The organism is Methylosinus sp. H3A (assembly GCF_015709455.1).
In the GTDB taxonomy this organism is placed as follows: Bacteria; Pseudomonadota; Alphaproteobacteria; order Rhizobiales; family Beijerinckiaceae; genus Methylosinus.
On the sequence record NZ_JADNQW010000005.1, the window covers coordinates 891656 to 915830 of the forward strand.

A 24175-nucleotide genomic window follows, 5' to 3' on the forward strand; every position below is an offset into this window, starting at 1 on the left:
TCCTTTCTAACATGGACGAGCTTCATCCCAGCAGAGGCAGCCCCATGACCGAGGACTCGGCCGACAGCGCGCTCCAGCAAGCCCGTATTCTGATGCAGGCGCTGCCACATATGCTGCGCTACGACGAGGCCATCGTCGTGGTGAAATACGGCGGCCACGCCATGGGCGACGACAAGGTCGCGCGCGACTTCTCCCGCGACATGGTGCTGCTCGAGCAGTCGGGCGTGAACCCTGTGGTGGTGCATGGCGGCGGCCCGCAGATCGGGGCCATGCTGGGCAAGCTCGGCATAAAATCGGAATTCGCCGACGGACTTCGCGTCACCGACAAGGCGACGATGGAAATCGTCGAGATGGTGCTCGCCGGCTATATCAACAAGCAGATCGTCGGCTTCATCAATTCCGAGGGCGGGCGCGCCATCGGCCTCTGCGGCAAGGACGGCCGCATGGTGACGGCCGAGAAACTCGCGCGGCCGGCTCACGAGAATGGCAAGACGATCGATCTCGGCTTTGTCGGCGAGGTGGCGAAGGTCGACACCATAGTGCTCGACCAGTTGCTCGGCCGCGAGCTGATCCCCGTGCTGGCGCCGGTGGCGCAGGGCCTCGACGGCGAGACCTACAACATCAACGCCGACACTTTCGCCGGCGCCATCGCCGGCGCGCTCGGCGCCAAGCGCCTTTTGTTCCTCACCGACGTTCCCGGCGTGCTGGACAAGAACAAGCAGCTCATCAAGGAGCTGAAAGTCTCCGATATTCCGGGCCTCGTCGCCGACGGCACCATCACCGGCGGCATGATCCCCAAGGTCGAGACCTGCATGTATGCGATCGAGCGCGGCGTCGAAGGCGTCGTCATCCTCGACGGCAAGCTGCCGCATGCGGTGCTGATCGAGCTTTTGACCGATCATGGCGCCGGCACGCTGATCACGAGGTGACGCACTGATGGCGACGAGCGTGGCGACGAAACGATCTGGGAGCCGCCTCACGGCTCTGGATCGCGTCGCTCCGCTCGCGATGACGAGCGCGCGATGACAGAGCCCGCCGATCAGCCGCGCCTGCTGACCATCGCCAATCGCTTCGCCCATGTCGACACATGGGTCTTCGATCTCGACAACACGCTCTATCCCGCCTCATCGGACCTCTGGCCGAAGATCGACCATCGGATCACTCTGTTCATGATCCGCCTGTTCGGCCTCGACGGAATGTCGTCGCGCGCGCTGCAGAAGCATTACTACAAGCAATATGGCACGACGCTGCGCGGGCTGATGACCGAGCATGGCGTCGACGCCGACGCTTTCTTGAAATTCGTCCATGATGTCGATCGCTCATCGCTGCTGCCCAATCATTCGCTGGCGGCGGCGATCGCGGCGCTGCCGGGCCGCAAGCTCATTCTCACCAATGGCTCGCGCGAGCATGCGCTCGACACGGCGAAGCAGCTCGCCATCGATCATATTTTCGAGGATGTGTTCGATATCGTCGCGGCCGATTTCATCGCCAAGCCGCATGAGGGCGCCTATGAGCGCTTCTTCGAGCGCCATGGCGTGGAGCCGAAGCGCTCGGCGCTGTTCGAAGATATAGCGCGCAACCTTGTCATCCCCCATGCGCGCGGCATGACCACCGTGCTGGTGACGCCGGAAGCAGGTCATGAGGAGAAGCGCGAAGCCTGGGAGATCGCCCATGGACGCGAGCCGCATGTGGATTTTACAACCAATGATCTCGCGGGATTTTTGGAGGGGCTGACGGCGACGTCACAACCCCAGTAGAGGCCTGATCTTCGTCGTCATCGGACCGCAGGCGGCCCGAAGCTTTCCTCCTCATGCAGGTTTTCCGGCGTCACCCCGGCGAGAAGATCATCGAGAGAGTATTCGGGCGCCGTAAGCGGCTCGATCACCACGCGGCCGCCTTCGACGCGCACCTGGACAGCTTGGTCGATCTCGAGGCGCGCCTGCTCCACAACGGCCGAGGGTATGCGCACGGCCGCGGAGTTGCCCCATTTTTCGACGATCGCTCGCATCGGGAAACCTCGCGTATCTGCATCTTAGAAACCTACGACCGGGGCGGCGCATCGTCGAGCCGATTTCCCATCCCGTTCAGAAACTGTCACATTTTCGCAACGAACGCGCATTCTTTCTACCATTGCCTTGACTGTAGCGCGCGCGCTCTCTTCAATGCGCCAATGATGCGAGCGGGGGCACATCGGCGTTTCGGAGCGAGCGTGATCGCGCGCGCACTCGCCTGCTTGCTCATGCTGCAGGGTTTCATCGCCGCCGCAGGCCCGACGCTCGCCGAACAGACACGAGACGTCGCCGGCTGGACCGAAGCTCATGCGACGACGTCCGAGCTCTGCAACAGACAAAGCGGCGAACGTCCGTCGGGCGATCACTCCTCCTGCGAACATTGCGTGTTGTGCATCGGCGCGCGCAGCGCGGCGTCGATCGTCGCAGCGATCTGGAACGCCGCAACGATCGTGCTGGCGGCCGATCTGCATTCGCACGCGCCGCCGCGCAGCACGGACGCCGCAAAGCTCTCGACGCCGCTCGGCTGGGCCAGCAGCTGGTCGTCGCGCGCTCCGCCCTCCTTCTCCTGATCCGAAACGAATCGCGGCTGTCTCGCCGCATCTCCCCATCGGAATCGCGCGCGCCTGCGTGGCGTCGCGCCAGGAGTCTTTGCCTATGTCTCGCAACGCCCTCATGCGCGGCGCATCCGCCGGCGCGCTGTCTTTCGTCGTCTTTTCATCCGCCGCTGCGCAGGAAGCCCTGCCCGCCATCGACATCTCCGGCGAGCATCGCCCCGTCGCCGGTCCCTCGCGCGGAAAGCTGCAACCGCCGAATGGCAAGCTGCAGCTCGACGTCACCTCGCAGACCGGCAGCCGCCTCGGCCTGACGCCGCGCGAGACGCCCTCTTCCGTCTCCATCGTCGATCGCGCGACGATCGAGGCGCGCGGCGCGCAGACGACGCAGGAGGTCATTCAGCGCATGCCCGGCGTCATCGCTTCGGACCCGCCGGGCTCGGCCGGCGCGATCAGCCTGCGCGGCTTCGGCGCGTCGTCGGTGACGCAGATGTTCAACGGCATCACCGTGCAATATGACGCCATCGCCGGCCGTCCGGTCGACAGCTGGCTCTATGACCGTATCGAGCTTCTCGGCGGCGCCTCCTCCTATCTCTACGGCCAGGGCGCCGTCGGCGGCGCGGTGAATTACGTCAGCAAGGTCGCCACGCGCGGCGAGGAGCGCAATGAGGCGCTGCTGATGGGCGGCATGTGGTTCAACCGCCGCGCCTCCTATGGCTTCAACAAGCAGCTCGACGAGAATAATTGGCTGCAATTCGATCTGAGCTACAAAGGCTCGCAAGGCTGGGTCGAGGATTCCAATCACAATTCCGGCGCCGGCTCCATCTCCTGGCTCACCGATATCGCGCCCGGCCTCTCCAATACTGTCGCGGTGGAGTTTCAGAGCGAGCAGCGCGACGCCTATTGGGGCACGCCGGTTCCGCGTCCGCTCGGCGGCACGGGCACGATTCCCTGGGGAACCTTCGGCCTGCCGGTGCTCGATCTCAAATTCGATCCGGGCGTACGCTTCAAGAACTACAACAGCCTGAAGCCGGTCTTCGACCAGCAGGTGCTGTGGGCGCGCGACATTACGGAATATAAGCTCGACGAGGAGACGAGCTTTAAAAACACTTTCTATCTCTATCGCGCCGACCGGCAATATCAGGACGTCGAATCCTATCGCTACAATGCGACCAACACGCTGATCGACCGCAGCGGATCTTTCGCCACCCGGCACGTTCAGAGCCTCGTCGGCGACAGGCTGGAGGCGACGAACACGACGACCCTATTCGGCCTTGAGTCGAAGACGGTCGCGGGCATAGATTTTTCGCTCAATCAGCAGACGCGCAACGGAAGCCTCGAATCGGGACTGGCCGTCGACACGGTCGAGCCCTATGGCTATTCGGCCTATAAGCTCTATCAGGACAATCCGTTGGCGACGAGCTATGTGGGCGACGCTCGCAGCAAGCTCTACACGCTGGCGCTCTTCGCCGAGAACCGGCTGTCGCTGACGCCGCAGCTTCATCTCGTGACCGGACTGCGCTGGGAGAAGATCAGCCTCGAGCGTTTCAATTACCGCATTCCGACCCTGCCCAGCGCCTCGAACCCCTATGGCAATCCCGCCTATTTCGGCAAAGGATACGAGCCGATCACCTGGCGCGCCGCGCTGATGTACGACGTGACCAAGGAGGCCAATGTCTATGTCTCCTACAGCACGGCGGCCGATCCGCCCTCCGGCATTCTGCTCACCAACAACGCCGGCGGCATGCGCAATTTCGAGCTCACCACCGGCTGGCAGATCGAGGCGGGAACGAAGCTCGATTTCTGGGAGGGAAGAGGCTCGGCGACTCTCGCCGGCTATTTCATCGAGCGCAACAATGTCACCACTTCCGATCCCGCCAATCCGAACAATGTCGTCAATGTCGGCAAGCAATCGTCGAATGGCATAGAGGCCAATGTCGGCGTGCAGGTGTTGGATAATCTCAGCGTGCAGGGCAACGCCGCCTGGATCAATCCGAAATTCGAGAGCTTCGAGGAGGCGGCGACGATCGCCGGAACCACTCTTCGCGTGTCGCGCGCCGGCAATCGGCCGACCAATATGGCGCGCTGGATCGCCAATGGCTGGATCACCTGGGATTTCCTGCCCGATTGGCAGGCGACCTTCGCGACGCGCTTCGTCGGCGACCGTTTCGCGGACAACGCCAATACGATGCGCATACCGGCCTATACGACTTTCGACGCCGGCCTCTCCTGGCGCGTAACGCCCAATGCGAAGCTGACCGCCATGCTGAAGAACATGACCGACGCCGCTTATGTTGAATGGGCGACGGGCGGCTCGGGACCGCTGCTGCGGCTCGGCCAGCCGCGCACGGTCGAATTGTCGCTGAAGATGACCTTCTGAGGAGGCGGACATGAAGAGATATCTCTATCTCACTCATCGCTGGCTCGGGATCGCAGTCTGTCTCTTCATGGCCATGTGGTTCTTCTCGGGCGTCGTCATGATGTATGTCGGCTATCCGAAGCTCTTGCCGTCAGAGCGGCTGGCGGCGCTGCCGCCGCTCGACCCGGCGCGCTGCTGCGTCGATCTCTCCCGCGCTTTCGACGCCGCGGGAGAGAGCGGCGCGCCGCAATCCGTCCGCCTCACCAGCATCGCCGGCGCGCCGACTTTCATCTTCGAGCGCCGCGCGAAGGACAGCGGCCCGCAATTCACGGCGGCGCGCGCCAGCGACGGCGCGCGTGTGACCAGCGTTTCAGAGGAGAACGCCATCGCCGCCGCGCGCGCCTTCCTCGGCGGCGATGCGAGCTATGACGGAATCGTCGACGAAGACCAATGGACGCATTCCAAAGGTCTCGACGGTCTGCGCCCTTTGCACCGCGTCTTCATGTCGGATGCGGATTCGACGCTGCTCTATGTCTCCTCCGTCACTGGCGAAGTGGTCCGCGACGCGACGCGGACGGAGCGCCTCTGGAACTGGGCCGGCGCCTGGATCCATTGGCTCTATCCGTTTCGCGGCGGCTGGCTCGAGGCCTATTGGCACGATATCATCGTCTATTCCTCGCTCATCGGAACCGTGCTCGCCGTCACCGGCCTCGTCGTCGGAGTGATGCGCTGGCGCTTTCGCGCGCCCTATAGGACCGGCGCGCGCACGCCCTATCGCGAAGGCATGATGAAATGGCACCATATCGTCGGCCTCATCGGCGGCGTGACGGCGATCACTTTCGTCTTCAGCGGCCTGATGTCGATGAACCCGTGGAAAATCTTCGAGACCAGATCGGCCTTCGACGCCAAAGCCTATTACGGCGGCGCCCTCGCGCCCGAGCGATTCCATCTTTCCATCGCGCAAGCGCTGACGAAATTCGCCGATGACGGATTCTCGGCGCGCGAGCTCGAGCTGCGCGTCATCGACGGCGCCGGCTATTATGTCGGCTTCAGCGCCGGCGGCGCGACGCGAATCCTGCGCGCCGAGGCCGACGCCGCGCCTGCCTTCACGCTGCCGCTCGAGGAATTGAAGCGCCTCGGCGCGCGGCTCGTCCCCGGCGCCAAGGTCACGGCGGCGACGGTGATGGAGAGCTACGACTTCTATTATTTCGCGCGCGCGCCGCACACCATGCATGGCGACGTCGACAAGCGCCTTCCCGTGCTGCGGCTCGAGTTCGACGACGCCGCCGGCACCTGGGCGCATATCGACCCGCATACCGGCGCCGTGCTCGGCAAGCTCGATTCGGGGCGCCGCGCGAGCCGCTGGCTGTTCGCCTTGCTGCACAGCTGGGATGCGCCGGCGCTGCTCGCCGCGCGGCCCCTGTGGGATGCGCTCATGCTGGCGCTCAATGGCGCGGGCTTTGCGCTCAGCGTCACCGGAATCGTCATCGGCTGGCGACGGCTGAAGCGCAAATTCGGCGAGCGCAGGGCGCCGGCGCGATCGGCGTCGCCGAGCTTGGCGCGATCGAGCCGCGCATGACCACCGTGCTGGTGACGCCTGACGCCCGGCCATGAGGAGCGCCGCGGGCTGGCGGCGGGCTGATCCCGCGGGGCCGGGCGGGCGAGCCGCCGACGGAGCCTACCGACATGGAACGTCATTTGCGTAATCGGTCAGCGAGGTCGCGCTTCGACGAATTGAAGCCGCCTCGAAGCCTTTTCGATGGTTTGGGGAGCGAGCCATGGTCGATTCGATTGGCGCCGTCGTGGTGGGAACGTTCGGCCTCGCGGCGGAGGCGGCGGCCAAAGGCGCGGCGGGCGCGGCCGTCATCGACGGCTATGACGCCCTGAAGTCTGGACTTTCAGCCTTCGCCAAGAGGGAGATCGCCGAGCTGGAGCCGCGACCGCGTTCGATCGGAATGCAAATCGCCGTCGCTGAAATCATCGACGCCCAATCGGAGGAGACGAGAACGGCGCTTTGCGTCCTCGCCGCGACGCTCATCGCCCGGCTGAGGGACGGCGCTCCGGCCGCCGGACTCGACATCGACCGCGTCGCCGCGCTCGAAGCGCAGCTCAGCGCCCTCGCTCCAAAATAGGGGCCGCCGCCGGCAGCCGCGCGCCGTCGAGATCGGCGCCGTGGAAGCGCGCGCCCGTGACATCGGCGCCCGAGAGATCGGCGTCGCCGAGCTTGGCGTGATCGAGCCGCGCATTGCGCAGGCTCGCGCCGGCAAAGCGCGCCGAGGCCAAGACCGCATGGGTGAGATTGGCGCCGGTCAGATCGGCGCCGTCGAAAATCGCGGCGGTCAGATCGGCGCGCACCGGGACCATGCCCTGATTGGCCGGATCGGCGCCGAGATCGGCCTCGACAAGCTTCGCCTTCACGAAGCGCGCGCCGCGGCCGCCGCCGATGATGCGGGCGCGCGTCAGATCGGCGCCGGAAAAATCCGCCTCGTCGAGAATAGCCGCATAGAGAATCGCGCCGGAAAGAAGGGCGCCCGAGAGATCGGCCTCGCGCAGATCGGCGCGGGTGAGATTGGCCTCGCCGAGCCGCGCGCCGACGAGCTTCGCCCCGGCGAGCCGCGTGGCGAAGAGATCGGCGCGCCGAAGATCGAGCCCCGAGAGATCGAGACCGGAGAGATCGAGATCGGTGAGCGCCACCGGCTTTCCGGCGGAGGCGACGATCAGTCTCTCTATATCGGCGCGGCTTCGGTCCGCCGCCGAGGCCGCCGGCGGCGTGAGAATCAGGAGGACGGCGGCCAAAAGGCGTCTCGCTCGGGCCGAGGTCATGTTGAAGGCTCCCTCGCTCTGCGTCGCTTCTGTGGCGACGGCGGGCGAGCCTACCCCCGCCACGCGCCCGCGGCCGCGGGAAAGAATGCGCTGCGGGCGGGAAAGACGTCCCGCCGTCGGCGCGGCGATCGGCCCCTATTTCCGCGATTGACAGGGCCGCGGCCTTGCCGCCTATAGCCCTGACCCTTCCCACGGGCCGCCTGCCCGCGACGTCTCGGAGCTAGACGATTTCATGCCGCACACTGGTCTCGAGAACCTCATCACCACCGCCTTCGAAGACAGGGCCAATATCGACGCCTCCACGCAGGGCGACATTCGCCACGCGGTCGAGAGCGCGCTGCGTCTGCTCGATTCGGGCAAGCTGCGCGTCGCCGAGAAGATCGAGGGCGCGACCGGAGCCGGCTCCTGGAAGGTCAATCAATGGCTGAAGAAGGCCGTGCTTCTCTCCTTCCGCCTCAATGATATGAACGTGATCGAGGGCGGGCCAGGCGGCGCGAGCTGGTGGGACAAGGTTCCCTCCAAATTCGCCGGCTGGGGCGCGGCCGAGCACAAGGCCGCGGGCTTCCGCTCCGTGCCGGGCGCCATCGTGCGTCACTCGGCCTTCGTGGCGCCGGGCGTCATTCTCATGCCGTCCTTCGTCAATCTCGGCGCCTATGTGGACGCGGGGACCATGGTCGACACTTGGGCCACGGTCGGCTCCTGCGCGCAGATCGGCAAGAATGTGCATCTTTCCGGCGGCGTCGGCATAGGCGGCGTGCTGGAGCCGCTGCAGGCCGGCCCCACCATCATCGAGGATGATTGCTTCATCGGCGCGCGCTCGGAGATCGTCGAGGGCGTCGTCGTCGGCCAGGGCTCGGTGATTTCCATGGGCGTTTTCATCGGCGCCTCGACCAAGGTGATCGACCGCGCCACCGGCCAGATTCACATCGGCTATGTGCCGCCCTATTCGGTCGTTGTGTCGGGCAATCTGCCGGGCAAGCCGCTGCCGGACGGCTCGGCCGGGCCTTCGCTCTATTGCGCCGTCATCGTCAAGACGGTGGACGCGCAGACGCGCGGCAAGACGGCGATCAACGAGCTGCTGAGGGACTGATGGAGCTGCCCTCGCGCGAGCGCCTGAGCTTCCTCTATCGCACGGAGGAGGGAAGCCTCGACCGCGCCGGCTGGCGCTGCGGCGTCGCTGGCCTTCTCGCCGTGCTCGTTCCGCTGACGCTGATCTGGCTGGCGCTCTTCCCCTATACGGATCACGATCTGTCGAAGGACCCGTTCTTCGTCTGGCAGACAGTGGTCGCCTACGCCTATCTCGCGCTCTATTCGCTCGCCGTGCTGCTGATCGCGGTGAGCTTCGTCAATCTCTCGGCCAAGCGCTTCCGCGCGCTCGGCCGTCCGGCGCCGCTCGTCTTCGCCGGTCTGCTTCCCTTCGCCCTTCTGGTGGCGGGCGCCATGCACTGGCTGCAGCCGCGTGTCGCCGAGGTGATGCCCTATTGGCCGGTGGCGCTCACCGACGTCGCGCTCGCCGCGGTCGCGCTGTGGGTGGGGTACGAGCTGGGGGTGAAAGAGGGCGGGGACGAATAAAAAAACGGCGCGTTCTTCAAGTCCCCTCACCCTGAGGAGCCTGCGAAGCAGGCGTCTCGAAGGGCGAGGGGCCGCCGCCAACTGGACGTTCCTTTTTTCCGCGCCGCGCCGCGAGGACGGATAACGCATCATAATCGCCACGCATGAGCGCTTCCTTCTTGGCCCGGCTCCAACCCTTGATGCGCCGCTCCGTCGCTATGGCCTCGGTCAATCGGCCGAAATGCGCAGACCACAGCAGTCGAACGGGCCTCCGCGGCGACGTATATCCTTCATAGGTCGCGTTATTGTGCTCGCTGACGCGCTGCTCGACGTCCTTGCGCGTGATACCTGTGTAATAACTGCCATCGGCGCAGAGAAGAATATAGATCGTCGCCCCATCGATCGGCATCGCAGCCCTCGTGCTTCGAGACGGCCGCTTCGCGGCCTCCTCAGCATGAGGGCTGCTTTTTGGTTCGGCAAGAGAATTGCGGGAGCCATATACCCCCCCACGCGTTGACGCCTCCGCCCGGCGCCCATAGTGTGCGCCCCTCTTCGCAACCGCAACAAAAGCCGCATCATGCCCACGTCCGAGCCCTTGCCCGCCGATCTCCTCGAAGCCGCCCGCGTCTCGCCGGCCTGGCCGTTCGAAGAGGCGCGCAAGCTCGTCAAACGCGTGGCCGAGACCGGCCAGACCAAAGTGCTGTTCGAGACCGGCTATGGCCCCTCCGGCCTGCCGCATATCGGCACCTTCGGCGAGGTGGCGCGCACCTCCATGGTGCGCCACGCCTTCGAGGTGCTGACCGAGGGAAAGATCGAGACGCGCCTGCTCGCCTTTTCGGACGATATGGACGGACTGCGCAAAGTCCCCGACAATATCCCAAATAAGGAGCTGGTCCGCGCCCATCTCGGCAAGCCGCTGACCAAGGTGCCGGACCCGTTCGGCACGCATGAGAGCTTCGGCGCGCACAACAACGCCCGCCTGCGCGCCTTTCTCGACGCTTTCGGCTTCACTTACGAATTCGCCTCCTCGACGGACTATTACACATCCGGCCGCTTCGACGCCGCGCTGCTGCATATGCTGGCGCGCTATGAGGAGGTGATGAAGATCATGCTGCCGACCTTCCGCGAGGAGCGGGCGGCGACATATTCCCCCTTCCTGCCGATTCACCCGCATACCGGAATCGTCATGCAGGTTCCGCTCGATTCCATCGACGCCACAGCGGGGACCATTTCCTGGCGCGATCCCGAGAGCGGCGAAGCCTTTGTCACGCCCGTCACCGGCGGCCATTGCAAGCTGCAATGGAAGCCCGATTGGGCGATGCGCTGGTATGCGCTCTCCGTCGATTACGAAATGGCCGGCAAGGACCTCATCGACTCGGTGAAGTTGTCGAGCGCCATTGTGCGCGCGCTCGGCGGCCGTCCGCCGGAGGGCTTCAATTACGAGCTCTTCCTCGACGAGAAGGGCCAGAAGATTTCCAAGTCCAAGGGCAATGGTCTGACGATCGAGGAGTGGCTGACCTACGCCAGCCCGGAGAGCCTCGCGCAATTCATGTTTCAAAAGCCGAGCGCGGCGAAGAAGCTCTATTTCGACGTCATTCCGCGCAATGTCGATGATTACCTCTCCTTCCTCGAGGCCTATCAGCGACAGGCGTGGAAGGAGCGGCTCGGCAATCCGGCATGGCACATTCACTTCGGCGCGCCGCCGGAGCCGGAGACGCTCGCCCATGACGGCGAGGCCAAGGGGACAGCGATCTCCTTCTCCATGCTGCTCAATCTGGCGACCGTCGCCAATGCCGAGGATTCTTCGGTGCTGTGGGGCTTTCTGCGCCGCTATGCGCCGAATGTGTCGCCGCAGAATCATCCGCGTCTCGACAAGCTCGTCGGCTATGCGGTCGCTTACTTTCGCGATTTTGTGCGGCCGGCGAAAAAATATCGCGCCGCCGACGATGTGGAGCGCGGCGTGCTGACGACATTGTCGGAGACGTTGGCTTCACTGCCGAAAGACGCCAGCGCCGAGGATATTCAGACCGCGCTCTATGATGTCGCGCGCGCCGTGCCGCGCTATCAGGATTTGAAGGCGAAAGGCGCGACACCGGAGCGGCCGGGCGTGTCGAACGACTTCTTCAACATGCTCTATGAGGTTCTGCTCGGCGAGAGCCGCGGCCCGCGCTTCGGCTCCTTCGTCGCGCTCTTCGGCGTCGAAGAGACGCGCGGCCTCATCGCCAAGGCGCTCGCCGGGGAATTGCTCGGATCTGCACAAACAGTCCCCTCACCCTGAGGAGGCCCCGAAGGGGCCGTCTCGAAGGGTCGCCCTCTAGAGCATCCTTCGAGGCTTTTTGCGTTCCGCAAAAAGCGCCTCAGGATGAGGGAGTGGGATTGTCGGAGGAAACATGCGCGCTGCGGATGCGGATATTCTGATCCTGCCGGGGCTGGGCGGCTCCGGCCTCGAGCATTGGCAGACGCGCTGGGCGAAGAAGCTCTCCACCGCGCGCTGCGTGGCGCAGGCGGATTTCGACGCGCCGCGCTTTCCAGAATGGATCGAGAGCATAGAGCGCGAGATCGCCGCGGCGACGCGTCCCGTGGTGCTGGTCACGCATTCGCTCGGCGGCATAGCGGCGCTGCATGTCGCCGCGCGCGCGAGCGACAAGATCGCCGCCGGCTTCCTCGTCGCGCCGCCCTCCGAGCGCGCGATCACCGAGCTGACGGCGATCGATCCCGCCTTTCTGCCGATTCCGCGCGAGCGGCTGCGCTTTCCCACGCTTCTCGTCGCCAGCTCGGACGATCCTTATGCCGAGTCGGATTTCTCGCGGGCTCTGGCGCAGGACATAGGCGCGGAATTGGTCGATGCCGGCGCGGCCGGGCATATCAACGCCGATAGCGGACATGGGCCTTGGCCGGAGGGCTCGCTGCGTTTCGCGGGCTTTTTGTCGAAGCTGTAGCGCGCCGCCTCCCTCACCCTCCAGCGCTTTCGCGGGAGAGGGAGGCGGCAATTGTCGCCCGAAACTTCGATGAAGCGCGCAATCTACCCCTCTCGCGCGCAGCGGGCTATCGGATGCACACATCCCTCGCCCCCACGACGTCATGGCCGGGCTTGTCCCGGCCATGACGGTCAATCCGATAGCGCGAGGGCTGGGGAGGGGCCTCACCGCCCGCGCATCGCATCGATCTCCCTGCGCGCCCGCGCTTCCAGCGCATCCGCGGACTCTCTCGTCATCAGCCGGCGCGGTGTCGCCACGTCGAGCGTCGCGCCGACGTGCGAGGGGCGCGGCGACAATAGAAAAATCACATCGGCGAGCTCTATCGCCTCGCGCAGATCATGGGTGACGATCAGCGTCGTCACATGGCGCTCGTCGATCAACGCGGCGATGCGCGCGCGCAGATCACGCGCCAGCACGTCGTCCAGCGAGACGAAAGGCTCGTCCAGCAGCAGAAGATCGGGCTCGATCGCCAGAGCCCGCGCGAGCGCGACGCGGCGCGCGAGGCCGAGCGATAATTCGCCGGGAAAATGCTGCGCATGCTCCTCGAGCTCGAGCGCGGCGAGCAGCGAGCGCAGCGCCTCCTCGCTCGCCTCCGGCGCAGTGATGCGCAGATTGTCGATGACGCTGCGCCAGGGCAGCAGGCGCGGCTCCTGAAACACCATGCCGAGCCGCCCGCCGGCGGGAAGCGTCACCTCGCCGGAAAATTCCGTATCGAGTCCGGCGATGATGCGCAGCAATGTCGTCTTGCCGCAGCCGGACGGTCCGACTACGGCGCCGGCGCGGCCGGCCGGCAGCGAAACGCAGAGATTTTCCAGCGCGCGCTGCGGTCGGCCGCCGCGGGCATAATCCTTATGCGAAACCCTGACCTCGAGTAGGGCGGCGGCGCCATCGCGAGACATGTCGTTCAAAGGGCTGCACCAGGAGGGTTTCGACGGCGAGCATCAGCAGGACGAAGGGAATCGCATAGGCGAGCAGCAAACGCACGTCGAAAAGCTGAAAGGCCATGTTGATCTCGAAGCCGACGCCATTGGAGCGGCCGATCAGCTCGACCACCAGCACGATCTTCCACACGAGCGAAAGCCCCGAGCGCGTCGCCGCCGCGATATAGGGCGCGAGCTGCGGCAGGACGATATGCCGCAGCCGCGCGGCCGGGTGCAGGCGGAAGACCTCGGCCATCTCGTCCAGCTCGTGGTCGAGCGCGCGGGCGCCCTCCCGCATCACGACGATGGCGTTGGGCAGCTTGTTGAGCGCCACCGCGCCAATGGCGGCCGCCTCGGTGAGGCCGGCCCACAGATAGGCCAGCACGATGACGACCAGCGCCGGCAGATTGAGGAGAATGACCAGCCAAGGATCGAAGAGGCGATCCAACGCCCGCCGCCTTCCCATGGCGTAGCCGAGCGCGGCGCCCAGGCTCATGGCCAGCAGGAAGGAAGCCGCGACGCGCGCGAGCGTGGCCGCCAGATTGGTGAACAGCGCGCCGGACTCGGCCTCATGCGCCATCGCCTCGAAGACGGGGAGCGGCCCCGGCAGGCGGCGCGGATCGGCGAAAAGCGCCGCGCCCTGCCAGAGCGCCAGCAGCAGCAGCAGCGACAGAAGACGAATCACCGCGCCGCGCTCGCCGGGGCGGCCTCGTAGAAAGTGCCCGGCGGCAGCTTTGTCGCGCGGCCGACCAGCGCCGGGCCGCCGATATCGGCGAGAGCGGAGAAGAGAAGGGCCGCATCCGCGCGCTCCTCTGCGAGGCTGCGGGCGGGGATGCCTTCCGAATAGCTCTTGCGGTAGAGCGCCAGCACGGCCGGATCCTTGGCCGGAATGCGCTGCATCGCCACACGCCAGGCGGCGTCGGACGTGGCGATCAAATGCCTGGCCTTGTCGATCATGGCGAAGAAACGCGCCAGCGCCTCGGCGTTCTTCGCGGCGAAGCCTTCGTCGAACACATAGCCGGTGACGACGGGGGAACCCTTGGCGCCGAGCGCCGTCTCCACCTGCCTCAGGTCCAAGGCGCGATAGAGCCCGCGCGCCTCGAGATCGGCGGCGAAATTCCAGAATTCGAGCGCCGCGTCGAGCTCGCCCTCGGCGGCTTTTTCGGCGATGAGCGGCGGCGCGCCATAGACGATCGTCGCCGCCTTTTCGAGATCGACGCCCTGACGCTGCGCAAAGGCGCGCAACATCAGCCAGCTCTTGTCGAGCGGCCCGCCGGCGACGCCGATCTTCTTGCCGGCGAGATCGGCCACGCTCTTCACCGATTTGTCCCGCGCCATCAAGGCGCCGATGGCTGTCGAGTGCGGATAGAAAGTGAGCTTCGCCCCATCGGCGCGCTGGCGAGCGACCCACAGCCAGTCCGAGACGACGATGTCGGCCGAATTGCTCTGAATGGCGATCTTGGCGGCGTCTGTATTGGCGAGCTCGGTCACGGTGAGCTCGAGCCCGGCCTGCTTGTCCAGACCGAAGGCCGTGATGACGGCGATCTCCCAGACGCCGGAGCCGGTCTTCTGGAGGGCGAGACGCAGACGATCGCCGGCCCGCGCAGGCGCGAGGGCGACGAGCGCGATCAGAGCCGAAAGGAGGAGTTTCTGGAAGATCGGTCGCAAGATAAGTCCCGCCTCATTCGTTCATTTCCTCACGAGGCAGGATAGCATAATTCGCGGAAAAGGCCCCTCCTCGACCCTCGGCCGCGCGGGAAGAGGGGCGTGCGAACGATCGGCGTCACGCAAAATCTCAGATGAAAGGCAGAAATCCGCTCCCTCGCCCGCATAGCAGGGGAAGGCTGGCGGGGCCCGCTCAGGCCCCGCGCGTCACGCCGCCAGAGCGGCGCGGGCTTCGTTCTTGATGCGCTCGACCATGGCTCGGACGCCATTGCTGCGCTGGGGCGTCAGATGCTGGGCGAGGCCGAGCTCGGTGAACAGCGGCATGGCGTCGAGATCGGCGACCTCGTCCGCCGGCCGGCCCGAATAGAGCGCCAGAATCAGGGCCACGAGGCCGCGCACGATATGTGCGTCGCTGTCCCCGCGCAGCGACAGAATCGGCGCGCCGCGGCCCTCCCGAATCACCTTGCTCTCAAGCCAGACCTGGCTCGCGCAGCCACGCACCTTGTTGTCCTCGGTGTGGGCTTCGTCCGGCAAAGGCTCCAGAGTGCGGCCGAGCTCGATGAGATATCGATATCGATCCTCCCACTCGTCGAGCATTTCGAAATTGCCGATGATCTCGTCTATCACCATTGTCCGCTCGCCCGCTCGAGACGCCCTTCCGACAGTTATATGGCTACTGTCCGTTTTGGCGCAATCGCCGGCAGTGATGCAATCATGGCGCCGCGCCGAGGCCGGTGGGCCGCCGCGGCGGCTCGACCGCCGTCGCCCGGCCGATTTTCTCGGCCGCCTGCAGACAATCCAACGGATGCGCCATGCAATGGTCTCGCGCGACGGCGGCGATTTTGCCGGCGGCCTCGTCGGCGAGCTCTGCGAGCGCGCCGCGCGCCGCCGCGACAGGGGAGGTCTCGGCCTCGACGGGCGAAGCTTTCGGCCTCGCCGCAGCCGGAGCGGCCGAGCGCGCCGCCACGGCGCGCTCGCGCGGCGCGGGACGCCGCTCCGCGTCACGCATGATGACGAGAAAAACGACCCCCAAGAAAACAAGAGACTTGAATAGGAAACCCACGGCCGACGCCTCGCTTTCCCGACGGGAGCCCGCCGCGCGCGAGAGAAACGATCGCCCGCGCCCCTTACCGCTTCGTAAATGCGGCGGCCGGCGAAGATGCGCGCGAGCCGCGGGCGTAAACGCGGCCGGCGAGCTAAGAAGTCGCAAACCATAAGCGGCGTTCGGCGCCGCCCCAAAACGGAATTCTTCCATTTCCATGGTCGGTTTAGCAGTCACTTAAGACCGATTTGTCACATTGTCCGCAATCGGGAGCGTGATTTTGCGTAAGCCAACTGCACCTTGGGCGACCGTGTCGAGTGAGTGGATCGAGCGTCTGGCGCAATCCGGACGCGCCGTCGATTCGATAGAGCGCACGCGTCGCGAAGCCTTCCTCCTATCGCATCTGATTCTCGCGGCCGGCGTGCTCATCGCCGCCCCGCTGTGGATCGTCGTCAATGGCGCGCCGACGCTCGGCGAGAGCGCGATCTTCGCTCTGGCGCAATTGCCACTGCTGTCGGTGGCGGCCCTGCTGCGCCTCGACGATCTGAAGATCGCGCAATCCATCGCCGCCTTCGGCTGGCTCGCGCTCGCCGCGGCCTGCCTTTCTGTCGGCGCTCACGCCGGCGCGGCGGCCCCTTTCGGCGGCCTCGCCCTCATCGAGGCGATCCTCGCCTGCGATCTCACGCTCGTCTCGATGGTCGCTTCCGCATCGCTCGCCGTGCTCGCCGTCGCGGCCCTCACCGCGGCCACCGGCGGCGGCTTTTTCGAGACGCTGCTGGCGGCGCCGCTCGTCCTCTATGTCGTGCTGCTCGCCCGCGGCGCGGCGCAGGTCGAGACGGTTCGCGCGCGCGCCGAAGCGCGCAACGCTCGCGATCTGCGGCTCGTCTCCGAGGCGTCCGGCGATCTCGTCATCGGTTTCGACGAGGGCGGCGCGGTCTCCTCCGTCGTCGGCGACGCGGCCAGAGCCTATGGGCTCGACGCGCGCGAATTGATGGGGCGCGGCTTTTTTCAGCGCGTCCATGTCGCCGATCGGCCGGCCTTTCTCAAGCTCGTGTCCGACGCCATCTCGAGCGGCGAGACGGTGCGGGCGACGCTGCGCCTGCGCATCGGCCATGCGCGCAACGAGCTCGGCGAGTTCATCGAGCCCGTGTTCCATTTCTTCGAGGCGCGCAGCAGCCTGGTGGAGGCCGCCGACGACGCCCGCGCGGCTTGCGTCGTCTGCATTTTGTGCGATGTGACGGCGCAGCGCCACGCCGCCGAGCGATCGAGGCGGCGCGGCGCGAGAGCGAGATGGCCGCCGCCGGCAAGACGCGTTTCCTCGCCAATGTCAGCCATGAGCTGCGCACGCCGCTCAACGCCATCATCGGCTTCTCCGAAATGCTGGCGAGCGAGCAGCTCGCGCCGGTCGATCCGGTGAAGCGGCGCGAATATGCCGAGATCATCCGCAATTCCGGCCAGCATCTGCTCGCCGTCGTCAATACGATCCTCGACATGTCGAAGATCGAATCGGGGTCGATGCAGCTTTCGCCCGAGCCCTTCTCTCTGCCCGAGCTCGTCGATCAATGCGCGAGCATGATGCAGCTGAAGGCCGAACAGGGCCATGTGACCCTCTCGCGCGACTATCCCGATCGGCTCGAGGAGATCGTCGGCGACAAGCGCGCCTGCAAGCAGATCATCATCAATCTCCTGTCCAATGCGGTGAAGTTCACGCCGGCCAATGGCCGCGTGAGAATCAGGGCCTACCCCGACGGCAATTGCCTCGCGCTCGCCGTCGGCGACAGCGGCATCGGCATTTCCGCCACCGACCTCGGCCGGCTCGGCGATCCCTTCTTCCAGGCGAGCGCCTGCCATGATCGCGCCTATGAGGGCACCGGCCTCGGCCTCTCCGTGGTCCGCGGCCTCGTCGGCCTGCATGGCGGAACCATCGCGGTCGAGAGCGCGCCGCGCTGCGGCACCACCGTCACCGTGCGCCTGCCGCTCGATTGCCGTCCCTTTCAGAACAAGGCTCCCGCTCTCGCCCGGATCGAGACGATCGCCCGCCGCGGCGCGATCCGTCCAGCCGACGGACTCGAGACGACCGAAGACAGGATGAAGAAAATTGCGTGAAGCTCTCGCCGGCGCCAATCACGATTTCCTGCTCCGCGACGATGATCGCCGTGAGACGCAGCGCGGCCGCGGCGCCAAAGCCGGCGCCAAGTCCAAGAAAGGCGCGCTGACGAAGCTGTTCGGCGGCCGCCGGCGCGGAATCGTTTTCCTCTGCCTCGCCGGCGCGACGGCGATCGGTGTGCCCTTGAACGCGCTCTATTTCCAGGACGGCCGCCACCCGGCGCCGCTGTTCCGCTCCTTCGCGCCCGAACCGCACGCGCAGGCCGAGGCGCAAGCGCCGCTGCCGCCCGTGCGCCCGCAAGCCGCAGCGCCGACCCAGGCCGCGGCCGTCCAGCCCGCGCCGGCCCCGCACGCTCCGGTCATGGCCAAGCCTCAGGCGGCGAAGCCGGAGCCCACGCGCGCGGAGAAGCGCGACACGATCGGCGCACTGCTCGGCAAGGACGCGCATAAGGAGGCGCCGAAGACGGACGAGGCCGACAAGAATGTGCTGAGCGCGCAGCGCGCGCTCGCCAAGCTCGGCTTCGCGCTGCGGCCAGACGGCAAGATGGGCGGCGCGACCAAGCAGGCGATCGAGAAATTCGAGCGGGACAACCACCTCCCCGTCACCGGCGAGGTGACGGCCAAGCTGCTGCGCAAGCTGCAGGGCCAAGCGAGCGTCGGCCAGGCGAACGCTGGCCATGCGAGCGCTGGCCATGCGAGCGCCGCGGCGCATTGACGAAAGAGCTTGCGCGGGCGGCTTCGAATAGCTGAAAAGAATTCATGCGTCTGCGCTCCGACTTTTTCGTCTCCGCCCTCATCCGCCGCGCCGAGACGGCCGGCGCCGTCGCCATGCTGCGCCGTCGCGGCTCCGAGGAGGCCGGCTCGATCTTCGTCAAGATCGACCGTCTGGACGGACGCGCGGCGCTGCTCGGGCCGGCCCCGCAGAGCTTCGACCTTCCCGACGGCGTCGATCGGTTGTTCGCCCGGCTGCATGCGGAAGAATGGGTGACGCCGCTCGAGGCCGAGGAGCGCGCGCACAAGGAGATCGTCTTCGACCCCGATCTCTGGCTGGTCGAGATCGAGGATCGCGATGGGCGAAGCTTCGTCGATATCGCCGCCGCTTAAGAGGCGCGATATTTCTCCCAGCCGGCGGCGCGCAGGCGGCAGGCCGGACATTGGCCGCAGCCATAGCCCCAGTCGAAGCGCTTGCCGCGCTCGCCGAGATAGCAAGTGTGGCTCTCCTCGACGATCAGCCGCACCAAGGGCTCGCCGCCCAATTCTTCGGCGAGCTTCCAGGTCGCGGCCTTGTCGATCCACATGAGCGGCGTAAGAATTTCGAGCGGACGATCCATGCCGAGCGCCAGCGCGTTTTCCACCGCGCGGATGGTCGCGTCCCGGCAATCGGGATAGCCGGAAAAATCCGTCTCGCACATGCCGCCGACGAGATGGCCGATCCCGCGCCGATAGGCGAGCGCCGCCGCGAAGGTGAGAAAGAGAATATTGCGCCCCGGCACGAAAGTATTGGGCAAGCCCGAGGCGTCGAAAGCGATCTCCGCCTCGCGCGTGAGCGCCGTGTCCGAGATGGCGCCGAGCGCCTCGATGGAGATGGTGTGATCCTCGCCGAGCCGCTCGGCCCAGAGCGGGGACATGCGCGAGAGCCCCTCGCGGATTTTCCCACGCTGCTCGAGCTCGATGCGATGGCGCTGGCCATAATCGAAGCCCACCGTCTCGACGCGCGCAAAGCGCGAGAGCGCGAAGGCGAGACAGGTCGCGGAATCCTGTCCGCCGGAGAAGAGGACGAGGGCGGCGTCGCTCGTCGATAGAAAAGATGTCGTCATCGCCACTTTGCCTCGTTGCATTGCGTCGCGGCCGACGAGCGTCAGCCGCGCTGCGCCTCCAGCTTGAGCGCCAGCGATTCCAAATCGTCGACGAACCATACGGATCGCCCGCGATTGGCTTCATAGACGAAATCGCGCAAGGAGCGGCTTTCATTCATATGCGCGGCTATGCTCCCGACGATCGCCAAGCGAAGCTGATAGTTGACGAATTTCTGAATCGTTTCTCCTGCGAGACGCGTCTCGAGACGAAAAAACGCGTCCGTCAGGCGAGCGACAGAAATAGCGACCATGCTCGCCTGATGCTCCCAAGCCGCGCTCAGAAAATCATTGGCGTCGCGCTCGGCCTCGAGCTTCGCGCCATCGTCGCAGCAGACGAGCGTGCGAACGCCATGAATATCGCGCGCGCTATCCGCCATATCGCCCTCTCTTTGCCGCTCCGTCGGGAGGCGATTCTAGCCGAAAACGAAGCCCGCGTCCCCATCGCGCCGACGGTCCGCCCCTTCACGCCGCCGCATTCCGCCGCCGCTCGCCGATATAATGCGGCGTCTCGTCCTCTTCCTCGAATTTCGGCAGCGCGTTCATCACACGCTCCGGCGGGAAGACGACGATCGCCTCCGTGCCCTCGCGCACCCTGGACTTCAGCTTGAACATACCGCCATGCAGATCGACGAGGCCCTTGACGATCGGCAGGCCGAGGCCGGTGCCCTCCTCCGCATTCTTCTGCGCCAGCGTGCCGCGGCCGAAGGAGGACATGACGACGGCGATCTCCTCCTCGGGAATGCCCGGACCCGTATCCTTGATCGCCACATATTGGCCGCCGGCGCTGGTCCAGCCGATCTTCAGCACCACCTGCCCGCCCTGCGGCGTGAATTTGATGGCGTTGGTCAGGAGATTGAGCATGATCTGCCGCACCGCCCGCTCATCCGCCCAGATGCGCGGGAGATCGGGCTCCTTGACCTCGATCATCTCTATGCCGCGCTTTTGCGCGCGAATGGTCAGGAGATGGCGGCAATCCTCGATGACGCCGGCGAGCGAGACGCTCTCCTCCTTCAGCTCGTAACGGCCGGCCTCGACGCGCGAGAGATCGAGGATTTCGTTGATCAGCATCAGCAAATGCTGGCCGCTGCAGTGAATGTCGTTGGAGTAATCCTTGTACGCCGCCACCGCATGGACGCCGAACAGCTCGTTCTTCAGCACTTCCGAGAAGCCGAGAATGGCGTTGAGCGGCGTGCGCAGCTCGTGGCTCATGGTGGCGAGGAAGCGCGATTTGGCGAGATTGGCCTCCTCCGCGCGGCGGCGCGCCTCGTCAGAATTGGCCTTGGCTTGCTCCAGCTCGCCGATGAGATCGTCCTTCTCGATGCGGAAGAACAGGCTCTCGCGCGTCACATGATGGAAGCGCTTGGCGAGCACCACGAAAAAGACCTGCGCCGCGCCCACCAGCGCCAGCAGCGAGAGGCTCGTATCCTCGACGCCGTCTATGCGCAGACAGGCGACGATGGCGAGTGAGATCGGCGTGATCGTCGCATAGACGGCGAAGGGGATCGTCGCCGTGACCATCGTATTGAAGGCCGCCGCCAGCATCAGCATGGCGGTGACGAAAGCTTTGGCGTTGGGATCGCTCGCCTGCAGCAGCAATAGCGCCATGGCCGCCCAGACGAGGCCATGCAGAAATTCCGCCGCGACGAATTTGCTGCGCCAGCCCACGACATTTATCTCGTCATCGGCGAGGCGCTCGAGCTTTTTGGCGAGGCCGTAGCAGAGCAGCAGGCTCGAGAAGGCGAGCACGGTCCAGATGATGTCGACCTCGCCCTCCATCCAATAGCGGGTGAGCGTCGCCACCATGGCGATGAGCGCGGTCGCGGGAATGGCGGAATGGATTCGCGCGGAGGCGTAGGCGCGCAACAGGCCGACGTCGCAGCCGCGATGGCCGGTGTCCGAGGTGGTGAGCCGCTCGCGCGCCTCGCGCACTTTGGCGCTGCGACGGCGACGCTCGGCGGCGGCGCGCGGATCCTTGCCCCGGCCGCGCTCGATCATCTCGGCGGTTATGTCATTCATGATACGCAGGACCCGGAAACAACGATGTCTCGCACTCGAACGACGGCCCCCTGCCGGGAAACGTCGTCACGACCCTTTCCAGAAGCCGAAAACTTTCTCTGCAATCTAGGCGTCAGGTCGAGCGTCACTGATAATGGGGCGGAAACGTTAACGGGGGACTCACGACATTTGTCGAATTCTATCGATCGTTCCCGTAAGGGAGCGCAAAAATGACCTTTTCCACCGTGAGCGAAGCAAGGCTCGCCGCGCTCGTTTCCGGCATCGGCGCCTGCCGCATCTGCGTCGAGCGGCCGGAGGGCGCTGCGCTTCCGCACGAGCCGCGCCCGGTGGTGCGCGTTTCAGCGACGGCGAAACTGCTGATCGCCGGCCAGGCGCCCGGAATGCGCGTGCATCGCTCGGGACTTCCCTTCGACGACCCTTCCGGCGACCGGCTGCGCGAGTGGATGGGCGTCGACCGCGAGACTTTCTACGACGTCGCCCGCATCGGCGTCGCGGCCATGAGCTTCTGCTTTCCCGGCTATGACGCGCATGGCGGCGACCTGCCGCCGCGCCGCGAATGCGCGCCGCATTGGCATGACGCGCTCTTTGCGGCTCTGCCGCAGGTGGAAACGATGCTGGCGGTCGGCAAATATGCGCAAGCCTATCATCTGCGCCGTCTCGGCGTGGCCTTGCGGCCCAGCGCGAGCGTCGCCGAGACGGTCGGCCGCTGGCGGGAATTTTCGGCGCTTCGGCCGAAGATCATCCCGCTGCCGCATCCCTCCTGGCGCAACAGCGGCTGGCTGAAACGCAATCCCTGGTTCGCCGAGGAGCTTTTGCCGGTGGTGCGGGCGGAGGTGGAGCGGCTGGCGAGACTCGGCCCCTAGTCGCTCGCGTCGACGAAAGTGAACGGCGCGCCCTCGGGTCTTCAGTTCGAATGACGCAGACCACTGGCTTTCACTTTCGACAGCACTGCGCTCGCCAGCACATCGACCGGCTCGGACGAATCGAGCCGCAAGATCGGAGTAGCCCGGGCGGCTAGCCATTCTTCATGCGCGACCCGGCTGCGCTGCTCCGCGCCGGCCGTGTCATAGGCAGCCGCCCAGGCGAGGAACGCCGCATTCGTCGCCGCCATGTCGCCGCCGGGCTCGATACGACGGCCATATCGAGCCTGCTCGCGCCGACGCAACCGATCCATGCGGATGGCGGGATCGAGCCGCAGATAGACGATCAAGTCATACGAGGATTCGAGGGCCGCGGCCCAATCGATCGCCGAGCCGGAGAACACCCAACATCCGGCCGCGGGCAGCAATTCGCAAAGCAAAGCGAGCCGCTCCGCGCGCGGACGCGCCTCGACGAAAGGCGGGTCGGTCGGCCGCCAATAGACCGTATCCGCGTCGAGATGTGGCGCGGCAAGGAGATCGGCGACCACGGCGCCGAGCGTCGAAACGCCCGAACCAGATGCGCCGATCATGTATCCGAGGCATCGGCCATTCTCCTCGAGGAACGCTCCAATCCGATCCCCTCGCCCGGAAACCTCTCACTCCTCGGATTCCCCGCGACCCGAAAATGCTCTATGGTCCGCCGGTTCCGCGACCCTATGGAGCGTCCATGCCCAGCTTCGACCTTCGTTTTTCCCGTCGCGCCGCGCTCGCCGCGGCGGCCTCCGCCGTCCTCGGCTTCGCCGCGCCCGCCTTCGCCCAGAAGGCGCCGAGCGGCAAAGTCCCGGTCGAGGAGCTGATGGCGCCCAATGCTCTGCCGGATATCGTCGAGGGCAAGGCCGACGCGCCCGTCACCATCGTCGAATACGCCTCCATGACCTGCAGCCATTGCGCGGCCTTTCACAAGGACGTCTATCCGGCGCTGAAGAAGAACTTCATCGACACGGGCAAGGCGAAGTTCATTTTGCGCGAGTTCCCGCTCGATCCGCTGGCGACGGCGGCCTTCATGCTGGCCCGCAACGCCGGCGAGAAGCGCGACGCCGTGGTCGATCTTCTGTTCGCCCAGCAGAAGAACTGGGCCTTCGTCGACAAGCCGCTCGACGGCCTCGCCAATGTGCTGAAGCAGACCGGCCTCGGCCAGGAGAAATTCGAGGCGACGCTGAAAGATCAGCAACTCTTCGAGAATGTGAGCAAGGTGCGCGACCGCGCGGCGGAGAAATTCGGCATTAATTCGACGCCGACCTTCTTCATCAACGGCGACAGATACAGCGGCGAGATTCCCGAGGCCGACTTCGAGAAGATTCTGGCCGAGAAAGCCAAGTCCTGAAAGCCGAAGGCGCAAGACTGCGCAGGGCGAGCCTGAAGGCTCGCGGTCCGAT

28 protein-coding genes are annotated in these 24175 nt (G+C 65.8%); 16 read left to right on the forward strand and 12 right to left on the reverse strand.

The window, feature by feature from the left end; all coding sequences use genetic code 11:
* Positions 1 to 44: 44 nt before the first annotated feature.
* Positions 45 to 929 (forward strand): acetylglutamate kinase, encoded by an 885-nt coding sequence (gene argB / locus IY145_RS07280; RefSeq protein ID WP_196407594.1) that lies wholly within the window; start codon positions 45 to 47, stop codon positions 927 to 929.
* A 93-nt stretch (positions 930 to 1022) separates the two neighbouring features.
* Positions 1023 to 1757 carry a pyrimidine 5'-nucleotidase gene (locus IY145_RS07285; RefSeq protein WP_196407595.1) on the forward strand — a complete coding sequence of 245 codons (735 nt, stop codon included), beginning with the start codon at positions 1023 to 1025 and terminating at the stop codon, positions 1755 to 1757.
* Between the two features lie 17 nt (positions 1758 to 1774).
* Here the strand turns inward: IY145_RS07285 and IY145_RS07290 are convergent, their stop codons facing one another.
* Entirely contained in the window at positions 1775 to 2008 is a 234-nt protein-coding gene (locus IY145_RS07290; RefSeq protein WP_196407596.1) for an AbrB/MazE/SpoVT family DNA-binding domain-containing protein, read from the reverse strand.
* 201 nt (positions 2009 to 2209) lie between these two features.
* Between IY145_RS07290 and IY145_RS07295 the strand changes: the two genes are divergently transcribed.
* The 4 genes from IY145_RS07295 to IY145_RS07310 all read left to right on the forward strand — a co-directional run bounded on the left by IY145_RS07295 (position 2210) and on the right by IY145_RS07310 (position 7054).
* Positions 2210 to 2581 carry a hypothetical protein gene (locus tag IY145_RS07295; RefSeq protein ID WP_196407597.1) on the forward strand — a complete coding sequence of 124 codons (372 nt, stop codon included), beginning with the start codon at positions 2210 to 2212 and terminating at the stop codon, positions 2579 to 2581.
* 85 nt (positions 2582 to 2666) lie between these two features.
* Positions 2667 to 4943 (forward strand): TonB-dependent siderophore receptor, encoded by a 2277-nt coding sequence (locus IY145_RS07300; protein ID WP_210332634.1) that lies wholly within the window; start codon positions 2667 to 2669, stop codon positions 4941 to 4943.
* A 10-nt stretch (positions 4944 to 4953) separates the two neighbouring features.
* Positions 4954 to 6501 carry a PepSY domain-containing protein gene (locus IY145_RS07305; protein WP_196407599.1) on the forward strand — a complete coding sequence of 516 codons (1548 nt, stop codon included), beginning with the start codon at positions 4954 to 4956 and terminating at the stop codon, positions 6499 to 6501.
* Between the two features lie 199 nt (positions 6502 to 6700).
* Positions 6701 to 7054 carry a hypothetical protein gene (locus IY145_RS07310; RefSeq protein WP_196407600.1) on the forward strand — a complete coding sequence of 118 codons (354 nt, stop codon included), beginning with the start codon at positions 6701 to 6703 and terminating at the stop codon, positions 7052 to 7054.
* Here IY145_RS07310 and IY145_RS07315 read toward each other — a convergent pair.
* Positions 7032 to 7718 carry a pentapeptide repeat-containing protein gene (locus IY145_RS07315; protein WP_196407601.1) on the reverse strand — a complete coding sequence of 229 codons (687 nt, stop codon included), beginning with the start codon at positions 7716 to 7718 and terminating at the stop codon, positions 7032 to 7034. The two genes, IY145_RS07310 and IY145_RS07315, sit on opposite strands and share 23 nt — an antisense overlap.
* A 259-nt stretch (positions 7719 to 7977) precedes the next feature.
* Between IY145_RS07315 and dapD the strand changes: the two genes are divergently transcribed.
* Together dapD and IY145_RS07325 are read left to right on the forward strand one after the other, a co-directional pair.
* Positions 7978 to 8835 carry a 2,3,4,5-tetrahydropyridine-2,6-dicarboxylate N-succinyltransferase gene (gene dapD, locus IY145_RS07320; protein WP_196407602.1) on the forward strand — a complete coding sequence of 286 codons (858 nt, stop codon included), beginning with the start codon at positions 7978 to 7980 and terminating at the stop codon, positions 8833 to 8835.
* The gene (locus IY145_RS07325; protein WP_196407603.1) at positions 8835 to 9317 is read left to right on the forward strand and encodes a hypothetical protein; all 483 of its coding nucleotides are present in this window, start codon (positions 8835 to 8837) and stop codon (positions 9315 to 9317) included. The genes dapD and IY145_RS07325 overlap by 1 nt, the downstream gene beginning before the upstream one ends.
* 16 nt (positions 9318 to 9333) lie before the next feature.
* Here the strand turns inward: IY145_RS07325 and IY145_RS07330 are convergent, their stop codons facing one another.
* Positions 9334 to 9705: a GIY-YIG nuclease family protein gene (locus tag IY145_RS07330; RefSeq protein ID WP_196407604.1), complete on the reverse strand. Its 372-nt coding sequence runs from the start codon at positions 9703 to 9705 to the stop codon at positions 9334 to 9336.
* A 168-nt stretch (positions 9706 to 9873) separates the two neighbouring features.
* On the opposite strand from IY145_RS07330, the gene IY145_RS07335 reads away from it, so the two are divergent.
* The gene (locus IY145_RS07335; protein ID WP_196407605.1) at positions 9874 to 11574 is read left to right on the forward strand and encodes a lysine--tRNA ligase; all 1701 of its coding nucleotides are present in this window, start codon (positions 9874 to 9876) and stop codon (positions 11572 to 11574) included.
* Positions 11575 to 11686: 112 nt separating this feature from the next.
* Positions 11687 to 12235: an RBBP9/YdeN family alpha/beta hydrolase gene (locus IY145_RS07340; protein ID WP_196407606.1), complete on the forward strand. Its 549-nt coding sequence runs from the start codon at positions 11687 to 11689 to the stop codon at positions 12233 to 12235.
* Positions 12236 to 12438: 203 nt separating this feature from the next.
* Here the strand turns inward: IY145_RS07340 and IY145_RS07345 are convergent, their stop codons facing one another.
* From IY145_RS07345 to IY145_RS07365, 5 genes are all read right to left on the reverse strand, one after another.
* The gene (locus IY145_RS07345; protein WP_196407607.1) at positions 12439 to 13173 is read right to left on the reverse strand and encodes an ABC transporter ATP-binding protein; all 735 of its coding nucleotides are present in this window, start codon (positions 13171 to 13173) and stop codon (positions 12439 to 12441) included.
* On the reverse strand, positions 13124 to 13879 hold the full coding sequence (locus tag IY145_RS07350; protein WP_196407608.1) for an ABC transporter permease: 756 nt from the start codon (positions 13877 to 13879) through the stop codon (positions 13124 to 13126). The genes IY145_RS07345 and IY145_RS07350 overlap by 50 nt, the downstream gene beginning before the upstream one ends.
* Positions 13876 to 14862, reverse strand: coding sequence for an ABC transporter substrate-binding protein (locus IY145_RS07355; RefSeq protein WP_196407609.1), 987 nt, complete (start codon positions 14860 to 14862; stop codon positions 13876 to 13878). Before IY145_RS07355 ends, IY145_RS07350 begins: the two co-directional genes overlap by 4 nt.
* Before the next feature lie 204 nt (positions 14863 to 15066).
* Entirely contained in the window at positions 15067 to 15489 is a 423-nt protein-coding gene (locus IY145_RS07360; protein ID WP_196407610.1) for a SufE family protein, read from the reverse strand.
* An 82-nt stretch (positions 15490 to 15571) separates the two neighbouring features.
* Entirely contained in the window at positions 15572 to 15922 is a 351-nt protein-coding gene (locus tag IY145_RS07365) for a hypothetical protein (RefSeq protein WP_196407611.1), read from the reverse strand.
* A 259-nt stretch (positions 15923 to 16181) separates the two neighbouring features.
* Between IY145_RS07365 and IY145_RS25625 the strand changes: the two genes are divergently transcribed.
* The 4 genes from IY145_RS25625 to IY145_RS07380 are packed head-to-tail and all read left to right on the forward strand — an operon-like array spanning position 16182 to position 19111.
* Positions 16182 to 17318, forward strand: coding sequence for a PAS domain-containing protein (locus IY145_RS25625; protein WP_246721838.1), 1137 nt, complete (start codon positions 16182 to 16184; stop codon positions 17316 to 17318).
* Positions 17264 to 18007 (forward strand): HAMP domain-containing sensor histidine kinase, encoded by a 744-nt coding sequence (locus IY145_RS25630; RefSeq protein ID WP_312030629.1) that lies wholly within the window; start codon positions 17264 to 17266, stop codon positions 18005 to 18007. Before IY145_RS25625 ends, IY145_RS25630 begins: the two co-directional genes overlap by 55 nt.
* Positions 18000 to 18722, forward strand: coding sequence for a peptidoglycan-binding protein (locus tag IY145_RS07375; RefSeq protein ID WP_196407612.1), 723 nt, complete (start codon positions 18000 to 18002; stop codon positions 18720 to 18722). Before IY145_RS25630 ends, IY145_RS07375 begins: the two co-directional genes overlap by 8 nt.
* 44 nt (positions 18723 to 18766) lie before the next feature.
* Positions 18767 to 19111, forward strand: coding sequence for a DUF1491 family protein (locus IY145_RS07380; RefSeq protein WP_196407613.1), 345 nt, complete (start codon positions 18767 to 18769; stop codon positions 19109 to 19111).
* Here IY145_RS07380 and queC read toward each other — a convergent pair.
* The 3 genes from queC to IY145_RS07395 form a co-directional block, all read right to left on the reverse strand.
* Positions 19108 to 19824: a 7-cyano-7-deazaguanine synthase QueC gene (queC, locus tag IY145_RS07385; RefSeq protein ID WP_196407614.1), complete on the reverse strand. Its 717-nt coding sequence runs from the start codon at positions 19822 to 19824 to the stop codon at positions 19108 to 19110. The two genes, IY145_RS07380 and queC, sit on opposite strands and share 4 nt — an antisense overlap.
* Positions 19825 to 19865: 41 nt before the next feature.
* Positions 19866 to 20240 carry a DUF4180 domain-containing protein gene (locus IY145_RS07390; RefSeq protein ID WP_196407615.1) on the reverse strand — a complete coding sequence of 125 codons (375 nt, stop codon included), beginning with the start codon at positions 20238 to 20240 and terminating at the stop codon, positions 19866 to 19868.
* An 85-nt stretch (positions 20241 to 20325) separates the two neighbouring features.
* The gene (locus IY145_RS07395) at positions 20326 to 21879 is read right to left on the reverse strand and encodes a sensor histidine kinase (RefSeq protein ID WP_196407616.1); all 1554 of its coding nucleotides are present in this window, start codon (positions 21877 to 21879) and stop codon (positions 20326 to 20328) included.
* 209 nt (positions 21880 to 22088) lie between these two features.
* Here IY145_RS07395 and IY145_RS07400 point away from each other — a divergent pair, with 209 nt between their 5' ends.
* A complete protein-coding gene (locus IY145_RS07400) occupies positions 22089 to 22742 on the forward strand; it encodes a uracil-DNA glycosylase family protein (RefSeq protein ID WP_196407617.1) in 654 nt (217 codons plus the stop codon).
* Positions 22743 to 22783: 41 nt separating this feature from the next.
* Here the strand turns inward: IY145_RS07400 and IY145_RS07405 are convergent, their stop codons facing one another.
* On the reverse strand, positions 22784 to 23329 hold the full coding sequence (locus IY145_RS07405) for a hypothetical protein (RefSeq protein WP_196407618.1): 546 nt from the start codon (positions 23327 to 23329) through the stop codon (positions 22784 to 22786).
* A gap of 137 nt (positions 23330 to 23466) precedes the next feature.
* Here IY145_RS07405 and IY145_RS07410 point away from each other — a divergent pair, with 137 nt between their 5' ends.
* A complete protein-coding gene (locus IY145_RS07410; RefSeq protein WP_196407619.1) occupies positions 23467 to 24123 on the forward strand; it encodes a DsbA family protein in 657 nt (218 codons plus the stop codon).
* Positions 24124 to 24175: the final 52 nt, after the last annotated feature.